Origin of the sequence: Pseudonocardia parietis, assembly GCF_017876315.1 — a bacterium.
In the GTDB taxonomy this organism is placed as follows: domain Bacteria; phylum Actinomycetota; class Actinomycetes; order Mycobacteriales; family Pseudonocardiaceae; genus Pseudonocardia; species Pseudonocardia parietis.
This window is the reverse complement of sequence record NZ_JAGINU010000001.1, coordinates 2,301,245-2,313,900: the sequence shown is the minus strand read 5'-3', so window position 1 is coordinate 2,313,900 and position 12,656 is coordinate 2,301,245. Positions and strand designations below refer to the sequence as shown.

14 protein-coding genes are annotated in these 12,656 nt (G+C 70.2%); 5 read left to right on the top strand and 9 right to left on the bottom strand.

Features of this window, described 5'->3' with window-relative positions:
- The first annotated feature begins 17 nt into the window (after positions 1 to 17).
- A complete protein-coding gene (locus JOF36_RS10945; RefSeq protein ID WP_210026575.1) occupies positions 18 to 1,676 on the top strand; it encodes an AMP-binding protein in 1,659 nt (552 codons plus the stop codon).
- A 51-nt stretch (positions 1,677 to 1,727) separates the two neighbouring features.
- Here the strand turns inward: JOF36_RS10945 and JOF36_RS10940 are convergent, their stop codons facing one another.
- From JOF36_RS10940 to JOF36_RS10915, 6 genes are all read right to left on the bottom strand, one after another.
- A complete protein-coding gene (locus JOF36_RS10940) occupies positions 1,728 to 2,372 on the bottom strand; it encodes a maleylpyruvate isomerase family mycothiol-dependent enzyme (protein ID WP_210026574.1) in 645 nt (214 codons plus the stop codon).
- Between the two features lie 3 nt (positions 2,373 to 2,375).
- The gene (locus tag JOF36_RS10935) at positions 2,376 to 2,855 is read right to left on the bottom strand and encodes an SRPBCC family protein (protein ID WP_210026573.1); all 480 of its coding nucleotides are present in this window, start codon (positions 2,853 to 2,855) and stop codon (positions 2,376 to 2,378) included.
- Positions 2,856 to 2,864: 9 nt separating this feature from the next.
- Positions 2,865 to 3,167, bottom strand: a complete 303-nt coding sequence (locus tag JOF36_RS10930) for an ArsR/SmtB family transcription factor (protein ID WP_210026572.1) — start codon at positions 3,165 to 3,167, stop codon at positions 2,865 to 2,867.
- A gap of 65 nt (positions 3,168 to 3,232) precedes the next feature.
- Positions 3,233 to 3,661 carry a DUF1801 domain-containing protein gene (locus JOF36_RS10925; RefSeq protein ID WP_210026571.1) on the bottom strand — a complete coding sequence of 143 codons (429 nt, stop codon included), beginning with the start codon at positions 3,659 to 3,661 and terminating at the stop codon, positions 3,233 to 3,235.
- Positions 3,662 to 3,722: 61 nt separating this feature from the next.
- A complete protein-coding gene (locus JOF36_RS10920; RefSeq protein WP_210026570.1) occupies positions 3,723 to 4,160 on the bottom strand; it encodes a class I SAM-dependent methyltransferase in 438 nt (145 codons plus the stop codon).
- A gap of 88 nt (positions 4,161 to 4,248) precedes the next feature.
- Positions 4,249 to 4,911: a TetR/AcrR family transcriptional regulator gene (locus tag JOF36_RS10915; protein ID WP_210026569.1), complete on the bottom strand. Its 663-nt coding sequence runs from the start codon at positions 4,909 to 4,911 to the stop codon at positions 4,249 to 4,251.
- A 108-nt stretch (positions 4,912 to 5,019) separates the two neighbouring features.
- Between JOF36_RS10915 and JOF36_RS10910 the strand changes: the two genes are divergently transcribed.
- The 4 genes from JOF36_RS10910 to JOF36_RS10895 all read left to right on the top strand — a co-directional run bounded on the left by JOF36_RS10910 (position 5,020) and on the right by JOF36_RS10895 (position 8,392).
- Positions 5,020 to 6,228: a cytochrome P450 gene (locus tag JOF36_RS10910; protein ID WP_210026568.1), complete on the top strand. Its 1,209-nt coding sequence runs from the start codon at positions 5,020 to 5,022 to the stop codon at positions 6,226 to 6,228.
- 65 nt (positions 6,229 to 6,293) lie between these two features.
- Entirely contained in the window at positions 6,294 to 7,076 is a 783-nt protein-coding gene (locus tag JOF36_RS10905; RefSeq protein ID WP_210026565.1) for an enoyl-CoA hydratase/isomerase family protein, read from the top strand.
- A gap of 58 nt (positions 7,077 to 7,134) precedes the next feature.
- Entirely contained in the window at positions 7,135 to 7,878 is a 744-nt protein-coding gene (fabG, locus tag JOF36_RS10900) for a 3-oxoacyl-ACP reductase FabG (RefSeq protein WP_210026563.1), read from the top strand.
- A gap of 43 nt (positions 7,879 to 7,921) precedes the next feature.
- The gene (locus tag JOF36_RS10895) at positions 7,922 to 8,392 is read left to right on the top strand and encodes a MaoC family dehydratase (protein ID WP_307862313.1); all 471 of its coding nucleotides are present in this window, start codon (positions 7,922 to 7,924) and stop codon (positions 8,390 to 8,392) included.
- Between the two features lie 73 nt (positions 8,393 to 8,465).
- On the opposite strand, the gene JOF36_RS10890 is transcribed toward JOF36_RS10895, so the two are convergent.
- Genes JOF36_RS10890 through JOF36_RS10880 form a run of 3 tightly spaced genes read right to left on the bottom strand, consistent with a single transcriptional unit; the run spans position 8,466 to position 12,631 of the window.
- Positions 8,466 to 9,608: an ABC transporter substrate-binding protein gene (locus JOF36_RS10890; RefSeq protein WP_210026561.1), complete on the bottom strand. Its 1,143-nt coding sequence runs from the start codon at positions 9,606 to 9,608 to the stop codon at positions 8,466 to 8,468.
- A gap of 50 nt (positions 9,609 to 9,658) precedes the next feature.
- Positions 9,659 to 11,401 carry an ABC transporter permease gene (locus JOF36_RS10885; protein WP_210026560.1) on the bottom strand — a complete coding sequence of 581 codons (1,743 nt, stop codon included), beginning with the start codon at positions 11,399 to 11,401 and terminating at the stop codon, positions 9,659 to 9,661.
- A 9-nt stretch (positions 11,402 to 11,410) separates the two neighbouring features.
- Positions 11,411 to 12,631, bottom strand: coding sequence for an ABC transporter ATP-binding protein (locus JOF36_RS10880; protein ID WP_210026559.1), 1,221 nt, complete (start codon positions 12,629 to 12,631; stop codon positions 11,411 to 11,413).
- Positions 12,632 to 12,656: the final 25 nt, after the last annotated feature.

The window sequence follows — 12,656 nt, the reverse complement described above, 5'->3', positions numbered from 1 at the left end:
CCGGTGAGGAGTCCGCCATGGTCATCAGAGTGACGACGCTCGGCGACATCGTCGACGAGCAGGCCGCGCGCTCCGACGCGACCGCGCTCGTCATGCCCGGTATCCGCTTCACCTATCCCGAGCTCGCGGCGCGGATCGACCACGTCGCCGCCTGCCTGCTCGCTCTCGGGGTCAGGCCCCGAGGGACGGTCGGGTTCCTCATGCCGAACACCCCCGATTACGTCCTGGCGTTGCTCGCGACCGCGAAGATCGGCGCGGTCGGCGTGCCGATCAACGGTCGGTTCAAGGCGCACGAGCTGTCCCACGTGATCGACCACGCCGACATCGACGTGCTGCTCGTCGCCGCCGACCCGCACGGCACCGACTACGCCGGCCTGGTCGAGCAGGTGTTCCCCGATCTTGCCGGCGGCGAGCCCGGGCGGCTGCGCCTGGAGGGCGCCCCGCGCCTGCGGGCGGTGGTGAACCTGTCGGGAACGGCGCCGGGCATGCTCGACCGCGCAGCGTTCGACGCGGGCGCCGCGACCGTCGACCCGGATCTGGTCGAGGTCCTGCGACGGCGGGTCCGGGTCCGGGACGTGGCGCTGCTGATCTACACCTCCGGCACCACCGCCCGTCCGAAGGGCTGCCTGCTCACCCACGAGGCCCTGGTCCGGCAGGCCGAGAACGTCGCGCGCACCCGGTTCCTGCTCGGCCCCTCCGACGCCCTGTGGAACCCGCTGCCGCTGTACCACTGCGGGGGCATCGTCCCGATGCTCGGCTGCTTCTCCGCCGGTGCGAAGTACTGCCACGCCGGGCACTTCGAACCAGGGGCCGCACTGCGCACGATCGTCGAGGAACGCTGCACCGTGCTCTACCCGGCGTTCGAGACGATCTGGAGGGCGGTCCTCGACCATCCCGGCTTCCTCTCGGCGGATCTGAGCGCGGTCCGGATCGTCCAGAACATCGCCACCCCCGAGCGGTTGGCCCAGTTCGAGGAGGCGATGCCGCGCGCGGTCCAGGTGTCGTCCTACGGCTCCACCGAGTGCGCGACCAACCTGACCCTGCCGCTGCCCGACGACCCGGCCGACATCCGGATGCGCACCCTCGGCCGGGTGGTCGACGGGATGGAGCTGAAGATCGTCGACCCGGAGACCGGCGACGACCTCGGCGAGGACACGATGGGCGAGCTGTGCTTCCGCGGCTACTCGATGTTCGAGGGCTACTACAAGGACCCGGACCAGACCGCAGCCACGATCGACGGCGACGGGTGGTTCCACAGCGGTGATCGCGCGATGCTCGTCGACGGTGGGAATCTCGTCTACGGCGGCCGGATCAAGGACATGCTGAAGGTGGGCGGCGAGAACGTGGCCGCGATCGAGATCGAGGACTTCCTCGCCCGCCATCCGGCGGTCGCCCTGGTCCAGGTCGTCGCCGCTCCGGACGCCCGCTACCAGGAGATTCCGGCCGCGTACGTCCAGCTCGCTCCGGGCGCCTCGCTGACCCACGACGAGCTCGTCGCGTTCTGCCGCGGGGCGATCGCCTCCTACAAGATCCCGCGCTACCTCCGCCTGGTCACCGAGTGGCCGCTGTCCGGCACGAAGATCAAAAAAGTGGTGCTGCGGGAGTGGATCACCGAGGAGCTCGCGCGGGACGGCGTCATCGAGGCACCCCGGCTCGACGAGCGGGTGGACCGGTGACCTCCGCCGGCCGCGGGTGCATCAGGCACCCGGCACATCGACTCGTCCTGATCAGGCTGCCGGCTTCGCGGTGAGGCGCTGGGCGAGGGTGGCGACGCCCGGTCCGTCCAGGTCGGTGAGCGCGGCCGGGCGACCGGCGATCGCCATCAGCACGGCCTCCCCCGGCCCGGTCACCTCGGGGCCGTCGCCGTGGGTCCAGTCCAGGTCGGTCGCGACCAGGCGGAGCCCGCGGACGTGGTGGCGGCTGGGCAGGGCGAGCGCCTTCAGCGCGAATCCGAGCGCCGGTAGGAGGCGTTCGGCCGGCACCCGGCGGGGAGCGTCGAGTGCGCGGCGGATGTCCTGGTGGTGGACCAGGCCGTCGGTCAGCGCGATGCCCCCGCCGCCCATCGCCGTGAGGCCGCGGGGACGCAGGTGCGTGCGGAGCTCGGTGAGCACCTCGGCCGGCGAGGTGGCATCGTACGCCGCGACGCCGAGGGGGTTCATCCCGTTCACCCGGAACCCGCCCGCCACCATGCGGCGCAGTAGCAGGGGAATCGTCAGGTCGTCGTAGCTGATCATGTGCGCGACCACCTGCCGCACGGTCCACTCCTCGCACAGGGAGCGGGTCTCCCACTGCTCGTCGGTGAGGCCGGCCAGGAAGTCGGCGAGGTCACGCCGTTCGTCGGTGGCCAGCGTCCGCAGATCGGTCCGGCTCATCGCCTACCCCTGCGCGGTGGTGAGGACGCGGAAGTTCTCGAGGAAGGCGGGCCAGCCGCCTGCGAGGCCGGAGCGGTAGTCCCGCCACCCTTCGCCGTGCCGGTCGAGGTGGCGGTGTTCGAGCTCGACCCGGGTCTGCGCATCTCCGATCGGCACGAACCGGACCTCGACCTCGCTGGTCCGGCCGAGGTCGGTCTCGAGCTGCCACTGCGCGGTGATGTCCCAGCTGATCAGGAACCGGTGAGGCGGGTCGAACTCCAGCACCCGCGCCCAGCGGCAGACGCTCCCGTCGATCCCGCGGTCGTAGACGTGCCCGCCGACCCGCGGTTCGAAGACGGTCTCTGCGATGTCGACCGGGAGCAGGTTGTACTCCCGCGGCTTGATCCCGTCGAACCGGTTCGTGAACACCGCGAAGGCGTGGTCCTGGGCCACGTCGACGATGATCTGCTGCCGCACGGTCGTGAGTTCGTCGGTGGTGGTCACGGCTACACCTCAGTGGTTTGTCTCGGCGATCCGTTTGAAGTTCGACAGCGCCTGGCTCCAGAACGTGTCCAGCTCCGCGCGCAGGGCCGCCAGGCCGTCCGGGCGGGCGGCGTAGATCCGCTGCCGTCCCTGCCGGTGTACGTCGACCAGCCGGGCATCCAGCAGCAACTTCAGGTGCTGCGAGACCGCGGGACGACTCATCGGCAGGTCCTCGGCCAGAGCGGTGACCGAGCTCGGCTCCCTGGCCACCCGGGCGAGCAGCCCGCGCCGGGTCTGATCGGCGAGCGCCACCCAGGGATCCACGGTCGGCATATGCGTAAGCTACTCCTTACGCATCAGGCCCGTCAACGGACGCTCCACCGGCGACATCGGCCGCATCACATCTGCTCGCCCGGCAGCTCGGCGGCCTGCTCGACCCAGGACCGGAGCTGTTCCTCGTCCAGCCGGTCGCCTTCGTGGATGTCGAGATAACGCACTTCACGATGTTTCGACGCCTTGGGAGGCACGGGATCGAGCGACGTGCCTCTGAGGAACTGCAGCTGGACGTACTTCGTGAAACAACGGAGCGACAGGAACCAGCCCTCACCTCGGACGCCGTAGAACGGCTGGTTCCATTTCACGGCCTTGTGCACCTGCGGGACCGCATGCACGATCAGATCATCGATGCGTTTCCCGACGTCCCGTTTCCAGCCGGGCATGGCGGCGATGTAGCTCTGCACCGGACCATCCCCCTCACCCTTGGGGATCTGAGGATTGCCGCCCGAGAGCAGCTTCGGTGCCGCGTCGTCCTTGTCGCGATCGGCCATGGTTACCTCCTGAATACGGCTCGTTCCCGCACCCTCCGGGTGTACACGCTCCGGATACAGGTCAGGCGTGCCGGTGGATGGTCAGTTCCCGTAGCGGTCGACCGCCGTCGACGAAGAGTCGAGCATGCGGGGTGGTCGCGGCGGCGATACGCCGCATGGCTGCCTGCGCCGCTTCGGGATGCCGGCCGTCGAGTGCTCCGACCCGGATCGCGAAGACCAGATCGAACGGCTCCTCGTCGTGGGCGAGGGTGAAGTCTTCGATCGCCACGTGCCGGGCGCTCAGACGACCTGAGGTGAGCTGCTCCGCCGAGCAACTCCTCAGCTGCTCGATCGCCCGCGCCGACCGATCGACGGCGAGGACATGACCGGTGGTCAGCCGGTCAGCGACCGCGCGCGCCGCTGCACCGGGCCCGCAGCCGATCTCGAGCACCCGCTGGTCCGGCTCGATCGAGAGCGCCGCCACGATCTGCGCGAGGCGGGGCGAGAGCCGCGTCGTCACTGTTCGACCTCCGGTAGCCGGCCGTGGGTGTACGAGGACCTTGCTCGTCAGTCGGCGTCCCCGATCGGACAGATCGCATCGGCGCCGCTCACTCCGCCATCTTGAGATGGCGATCCAGCTCGTCGGGGGTGAGCGACTGCGGGCGCAGCGGCTCGGAGGCGTCCAGCGCCACTGCGTGGAGTCCACCGAGGAACAGCTCCAGCTGCCGGTCGGTCAGCAGCTCGTTCAGCTCGGCGCCGATGACGGGCAGCGGGCGGGACAGCTTGATGATGCCGGCCAGCAGGTCGATCGGGCCGATACCCCGACGGAGCCGGCCCTCCTGCTGCGCGGCATGGATGAGCTGCTCCATCCGCTCGACGAGCCGGTCACGGCTCGCCTTGAGTTCTCCCTTCTCGCCGCGCAGGTCCTCCTCGAGGGTCGAGGCCAGCATCGGCGTGAAGACGCCGACCCGAAGTTCCACCAGGCGGCGCAGGAGCTGCACCAGCGCACTCCAGGCGTCCGAGTGCTCGGCGGTGGCGCGGTCCATCTCCGCACCGATCAGCGCCATGTTCTCCAGGGCGACCTGCCGGACGAGCGTCTGCCGGTCGGGGAACCGCCGGTAGAGCGTGGCGATGCCGACGCCCGCGCGGCGCGCGATCTCCTCCAGCGACGCGTGCACGCCCTGCTCGAGGAAGACCTCGCGGGCCGCGACGACGATCTGCTCGCGGTTGCGGCGGGCGTCCGCCCGCAGCTGGGTCGTGTTCTCGCTCAACCGATACCCATCCCTTCTCCCTCAAGATGTGGAGGGAAAACCTTCGGTTGTGTTAGCTTACTCGACGACTAACCGGAGGGCTTACCTTCACTTGCATGGGAGCGTGTGATGTCCCGGACCACGACCTCTGACAACCGGAGCTTCCCGCTCCAGCGGCAGTGCCCGTTCGCACCACCACCGGAGTACGACCGGCTGCGCACCGAGGAACCCGTCTCCCAGGTACAGCTACCCACCGGCGGCACCGCCTGGCTGGTGACCCGGTACGAGGACGTCCGGACCGTGCTGAGCAGCCCGGTGTTCAGCGCCGACGGCACCCGCCCCGGCTTCCCCACGCTCCTCCCGGGCCAGGCGCAGGTCCTGGCGCGCCCGCCGTTCATCCGGATGGACCCGCCGCAACACAGCTTCTACCGGCGCATGCTCATCCAGGAGTTCACCGTCAAGCGCATCAAGACGATGCGACCAGGCATCCAGGCCATCGTGGACCGGCTGCTCGACGACCTGCTCACCCGGACCCCGCCGGTGGACCTGGTCGAGGCGTTCGCACTCCCCGTGCCGTCGCTGGTGATCTGCCAGCTGCTCGGCGTGCCCTACGACGACCACGAGTTCTTCCAGAGCAGGAGCAAGATCGCCGTGTCGACGGCGAGCACCGCGGAGCAGTTCGCGACCGTGCTGGGCGACCTACGCGCCTACATGGACGGACTGATCACCCGCAAACAGCAGCACCCCGGCGACGACCTGATGAGCAAGCTGGTCACCGAACAGCTCGAGCCCGCCGGCGAGCTCGGCCGGGAGGAGCTGCTGATGATGTGTCTGATGCTGCTCAACGCGGGGCACGAGACCACCGCGAACATGATCTCGCTCGGCACCATGGCACTGCTGGAACACCCCGCCCAGCTCGCCGCGCTCCGGTCGGACCCCGAGCTGCTCCCCGGCACCGTCGAGGAGCTGCTGCGCTACCTCAGCATCGCCGACGTCGTCACCACCCGGATCGCGGCCGAGGACACCGAGCTCAGCGGCACCCCGATCCGCGCGGGCGAGGGGGTCATCGCCCTGCTGGCCGCGGCCGACTGGGACCCCGCAGTGTTCGCCGAGCCCGAACGGTTCGACGTCCACCGCGGCAACCGGCACCACGTCGGGTTCGGCTATGGCGTGCACCAGTGCCTCGGGCAGAACCTCGCCCGGCTGGAGCTGGAGATCGTGTTCTCCACCCTGTTCGCACGCATCCCCACCCTGCGGGTCGCCGCACCGGCCGACGAGCTGCCCTACAAGCACGGCACCCTCCTGTACGGCCTGCACGAGCTGCCCGTCACCTGGTAGCTGACGCCTGCGGATCCGCGCCGGGACTCGACCTACGGCGACACAATGACTACATTCTATAGACTATGGATGTCGCCGCCGAACAGTCTCTGGTCGTCGATGTCGCGGCAGGAGTGACGACCCTCCGGCTGCACCGGCCACACCGCCGCAACGCCCTCGACCACGCGTTGCTCGAGCAGCTCGCGACCGCTCTGCGCGAGGCCGAACGCCGTGGCCAGGCTGCGGTCGTCCTCACCGGTGGGGATACGTACTTCTCCTCCGGTGGTGACATCGGCTCGATGCCCACGTCGAGCGACGGTCTCTTCGGTCCCGCCTCTCGCCTGGCTTTGGTGCACGAGGTCATCGAGACGGTCACGCGCTCCGATGTCGTCGTCGTCGCTGCGGTCGAGGGGTACGCGGTGGGCGCCGCCTGGGGACTGGTCCTGGCCTGCGACCTGGTCGTGGCCGCCGAGGACGCGTTCTTCGCCGCCCCGTTCGCGGCTCGCGGCCTGACCGCGGACGGCGGCACCGCCTACCACCTCCCCCGCCGGCTCGGACCGCAGCGGGCGGCGAAACACCTGCTGCTGGGCGAGCGGCTCACCGCCGGCGCCGCCGCGGAAGCCGGCCTGGTGAGCGAGGTCGTGGCGCCCGGCGCCGCGACCGGGCAGGCGGTGGCGATCGCGCAACGACTCGCGCTGGGGCCGCGGGAGTCCAACGCCCTGACCAAACGCCTGCAGGCCGCGACCCGGGCCGACCTCGGCGAGTTCCTGGCGACCGAACGCATGGCCGTCTCGCTCGCGGGCCACGGAGGCGACGCCGCCGAGGGGCGCGCGGCCTTCACCGACCGGCGAGAGCCCCGCTTCGGATGACCACTGAGATCCGGACGACCACTGAGATCCGGATGACCATCATGAGGAAGGACCACACATGACCGCATTGCTGGAGGGCCGCACGGCCGTCGTGACCGGCGGCGCGCAGGGCATCGGGCTCGCCATCGCCCGCACCTACGTCGAGCACGGCGCCCGGGTGGTGCTCGGGGATCTCGACGAGGCCGCCGCACAGGCCGCCGCGAAGGAGCTCGGGGGCGACGCCCTCGCCGTGGGTGTGCGCTGTGACGTGGTGTCGGCCGCCGACGTCCAGGCGCTGATCGATACCACCGTGGCCACGTTCGGCTCGCTCGACGTGTTCGTCAACAACGCCGGGATCACCCGCGACGCCACCATGCGCACCATGTCCGAGGACGACTTCGACCTCGTCGTCCAGGTGCACCTCAAGGGAACCTGGAACGGCACCCGCCTCGCCGCCGCCCACATGCGGGCGCAGAAGTCCGGCGCGATCGTGAACATCAGCTCGCTGTCCGGGAAGGTCGGCATGGTGGGGCAGACCAACTACTCGGCCGCCAAGGCAGGGATCGTCGGCCTCACCAAGGCCGCCGCGAAGGAGATGGCCCACCACGGCGTGCGCGTCAACGCCATCCAGCCGGGCCTGATCCGTTCGGCGATGACCGAGGCGATGCCGCAGAAGGCCTGGGACCAGAAGATGTCCGAGATCCCGATGCAGCGCGTCGGGGAGGTCGACGAGGTGGCCGGCGTGGCGCTGTTCTACGCGTCGTCGCTGTCGTCGTACATGACCGGCACGACCGCCGAGGTCACCGGCGGGCGGTTCATGTGAGCGCCGCCCCGGTCCGATCCACTGCCACCGTGCAGGAGTCGGCGTGACCGTGCCGGGCCCGCTCGTGATCACGACCCGGGCCGAGCTCGACGACGCCGTCGGCGCCGCACTCGGCCCGGGGCCCTGGATGGCCGTCGAGCAGGAGCACATCGACGCGTTCGCCGCGGCGACGGGTGACCACCAGTGGATCCACGTCGACCCGGAGCGCGCCGCGACCGGTCCACACGGCCGCACGATCGCGCACGGTCAGCTGACCCTGTCGCTGATCTCGTCGCTGACCGGGGACCTCTACCGGCTCGACGTCGGCTCCGCGCGGCTCAACTACGGGTTCGACCGGGTGCGCTTCCCCGCCCCGGTCCCGGTCGGCTCCCGCATCCGCCTGCGCGCCACCGTCGCGGCGGTCCAGCCCCGAGACGACGCCGCCCTCGTCTCGATCGACTTCACCGTGGAGCTCGAGCACGCCGAACGACCTGCGTGCGTGGCGCGCAAACTGTCGCTGGTGCTGCTCGGGTGATCCTCGGCTGACTACTGTCGAACGGCGAACGCCTCCGGTCTCAGGAGACCGGAGGCGTTCGGTGCCGGTGGGATCAGCCGTTGAACCCGAAGGTCTCGTTCCAGCGGCGGACGACGTCGGCGCCGTGCTGCTCCGCCTCCTCCGGCGTGTACACCACGAAGGTGGCGTCGTCGGCCTTCGGCAGCCGGTACTCACCGGTCGGGACCTGCTCGATGTCGGTACGGGCCCCGATGAAGCCCTGGGCCGCGGCGAACTGCTGGCCGGCCTTCGACCAGGTCCAGTTCATGAACAGCTTCGCCGCCGGGCTCTGCTGGCCGGCGCTGGTGAGGCCCTGCATGTTGAAGGTGCCCGAGACACCCTCCTGCGGGACGACGAGCTTGATCGGCGCCCCGGACTTCTGGGCGCCGTAGGTGCTGTTGAATCCGGCCGTCGCGATCTCGATCTCGCCGCGCGCGAGCGCCTCGAGCTGCACCGAGGTCGTGTCGAAGAAGCGGGGCCCCTGGGCGGCCAGACCGGCCCAGTAGTCGCCGCCCATGACCTGCTCCTGGAAGGCGGCGAGGCCCTGCACGGTGCCACCGGCACCGGCGTTGACCACGCCCATCCGGCCCTTCCACTTCGGGTCGAGCAGGTCGTTCCAGCTCGCCGGGACGTCGGCCTCGGCGACCGCCCGGGAGTTGTAGGCGAAGGCGTAGGCCGAGTAGTACGACGTGTAGAAGGCGCCGTCGGCCCACGTCACGTTCTCCGTGCCGGCGAGCACGTCGTGCGTCGGCATCTCGGTGTACGGCACGTACACGCCCTGCTCGGCGAGACCCTCGGCGAGCAGCGGGTCGGTGATGGTGACGACGCCGGCCGACAGCCGCCCCGCCCCGGCCTCGCTCAGCACCCGCTCGTTCAGCTTCGACGACGGCATCCGGGTCACCTCGACCTCGACACCGGTCTCCTCGGTGAACCGGTCGGCGGTGAGCTCGGCGCTCTCGCTGCCCGAGCCGGTGAACCAGACGAGCTTGTCCCCCCGCGCGGCCTCGAGCAGCTCGGCGTCGGCGACCTGCTCACCGTCGATGACCAGGCCCGCCGTGTCGTCGACCGGTGGCATCGCCAGCATCTGCTCGGTGACGGATCCGGCACCGCCCTCGGCGGCACCGCCGCCGCAACCTGCGAGCAGCAGGCTGCACGCGGCGAGCGCGGCGCCCAGGACGCTCAGGCGTGTCCTCTTCATGGGTCAGCTCCTTTGCTGTGCGTACACCGGTGCCCGGCGTCCGCGAGTGGCTACCGCGCGAGGCGGCGGGGGATGTAGGACAGGACGAACATGAAGGCGGTGTAGATCACGCTCATGGCCGCTGCCTCGCGGAGTGCTCCGCCGTTCTCGAACGCGTCGTAGATGGCGATCGAGAGGATTTCGGTGTCGCTGGTGTAGAGGAACAGCGGCACGGTGAGCTCACGCATGCTGAGCATGAGCAACAACAGGAACGTGGACAGCAGCCCCACCTTCATCAAGGGCACCGTGATGCTCGTGACGGCCCGGGACCGGGAAGCGCCGAGCATCACCGCGGAGTCCTCGAGGTCACGGTCGGTGGCGAGGATCGAGGAGGCCACACCGCGGAAGCCCTGCGGCGACTGCACCGCAAGGAACGCGATCACCAGGACCGCGAGGGTGCCGTAGAGCGGGACCGGCATCACCAGCCAGGTCCACAACAGCCCCATCCCGAGCACGACCGCCGGCAGCGCCAGCGGCACCATCGAGACGCCCTCGACCAGCGACCGGCCGGAGGCCTTGCTGCGGTAGACGAGGTAGCCGCACAGGAAGGCCAGCACCACGCCTGCGCTCGCCGCAAAGAGGCTCACGACCAGGCTGTTCCACCCCGCCTCCAGGAAGGTCGACGAGGTGAGCACGTCGGAGAACGAGCTGAAGTCGAGACCGCCCGGCTCGGTGAGCTGAGCCAGCGAGGTGAGATAGGGCGAGCTCTGGCCCGCGACCACCACGAGAGCGAGCACCGGCAGCACGATGGACAGGAAGAAGAAGCCCAGCACGGCGAGGAACACCGGGATCCGGGCCCGGCCCAGGGTGACCTTCTTCTGGCGGACGCCCTTGCCGGTGACCGTGGTGAACGACCGCTTGGCCAGCATCCGCTGCTGCAGCCAGGTGGCCAGCAGCACGACCCCGACGAGCACGATCGCGATGGCCGCGCTCTCGTTGCCGCGCGACGGGCTGGTGTTGAGCAACCGGAAGATCAGCGTGGGCAGGGTGTCGACGCCGCCGGGGGTCCCCAGCACCTGGGCGACCGGGAAGTTCTCGAAGATCAGGATGAAGCTGAGCATCGCCGAGCCGATCAGTGCCGGCGTGACCAGCGGGAACGAGACCAGGCCCAGCATCCGGCGCGAGCTCGCACCGTGCACCCGTGCGGCTTCCTCCAGGTCCGGGCTCATCAGCGACATCGCCCCGTGCACCATCAGGAAGGTGTACGGCGAGTAGTACATCGCGAAGACGAAGATCATCCCCGGCATCGAGTACATGTCGAGCGGCAGCGACATCCCCAGGTCGCTCTGAGCGATGTTCAGCAGCCCGGCGTTCGGGCCGCCGAGCATCGACCACGCCAGCGCGCCGACGTAGGACGGCAGGAACAGCGGCATCAGCCCGACCAGGTACACGAACGGTGCCAGCGGGATGTCGGTGCGCGCGGCGAGGAACGCCAGCGCCCCACCGATGAAACAGGCCAGCGCCGTCGCCACGACACCGATGACCAGCGAGTTGAGGAACGCCCGCAGGGTCTGGGGATCACCGAAGATCGCGAAGTTGCTCGCGGTCAGCTCCCACGTGATGTTCCCGGGGCGCGGCACGTCCACGCTGAACGCCGCGAGCAGCACCATCGCGGCCGGGATCACGATGAGCACGCCCAGCACGACGAGGAGGAGTCCGGTGGGCAACCAGCGGCGGCGCAGGCCGCGGGCCGTTCGCGCGGGGGCCGGCGCGGGGGCCGGTTCCGGCGCGGCGCGAGGCCGGTCGTCGAGCATCGCCACCCCTCAGCCCTCCCCGGTCACGGTCGCCGCGTGCGCCGCGACCGGCCGCCGGTCGGGGACCTCCGGGCCGTCGCCCGCCCGGGTCCCGCCGGTCCGGCCGGTGCCGGCCGGTTCCCGGCCGCCGTCCACGACGCCGGCCGGGCCGACCTCCTGCGGGAGCACCTGCACGTGCTCGGGGTCGATCTCGACGTGCACGCGGTCGTGCTGGCGCGGTACGAACGTGGCGTCGCGGGTCTGGACCTCCAGCCTCGGTCCGGCGTCGAGGGTGACGGTGCAGCGTGCGTACGAGCCCTGGAAGACGCTGACCTCGACGGTGCCGGGCCAGGAGTTCGGTGCTCCCTCGCTCGGCTGCGTCGCCAGCCGCACGTGCTCCGGACGCACACAGACGCTCAGATCGTCCCCGGCCGGGACGGCGGTCCCGACCGCGACCTCGAGGGCGTGGTCGGCCAGGCCGAGCCGGTGCTCCCCCGCCCGCGGAGCGGAGATGCGCAGGATGTTCGCGACCCCGAGGAACTCGGCGATCGACGCGGAAGCGGGATTGCGGTAGGTCTCGACCGGCGTGGCCAGCTGGGAGATGCGGCCGTGCTGCATGATCGCGATGCGGTCCGCGAGCGCCAGTGCCTCGGACTGGTCGTGGGTCACGTAGATGCTGGTGAGCCCGAGCTCGAGCTGCAGCCGTCGCAGCTCCACGCGCAGGTCGTCGCGCAGCCGGGCGTCGAGGTTCGACAGGGGTTCGTCGAGCAGCATCACGTTGGGTTCCATCGCGAGGCTGCGGGCCAGCGCCACCCGCTGCATCTGACCACCGGAGAGCTTGCTCGCGCCCTTGTCGGCCAGGTGCCCGAGGCCCACGAGCTCCAGGGTCTCCTGCGCCCGGGTGCGGATCTCCTTCTTCGGGCGCCGCTTCATGCGCAGCGGGAAGGAGACGTTCTCCATGACCGTCATGTGCGGCCAGACGGCGTAGGACTGGAACACCAGCCCGACGTTGCGCCGGTTCGGGGCGATGTTGGTCCCGGCGGCGGCGTCGAAGACCGTCGTGCCGCCGATGCTGATCGAGCCCCCGCTGGGGTCCTCCAGCCCGGCGACACACCGCATCGTGCTCGTCTTGCCGCAGCCCGACTGCCCGAGCAGCACCAGGGACTCGCCGTCCTCGATGTGGAGACTCAGGTGCTCGACCGCGGTGAAGTCGCCGTACATCAGCGACAAGTCGGTGATCTTCACGTCCATGGTGCGTCCTCGGATGTATGTCGGT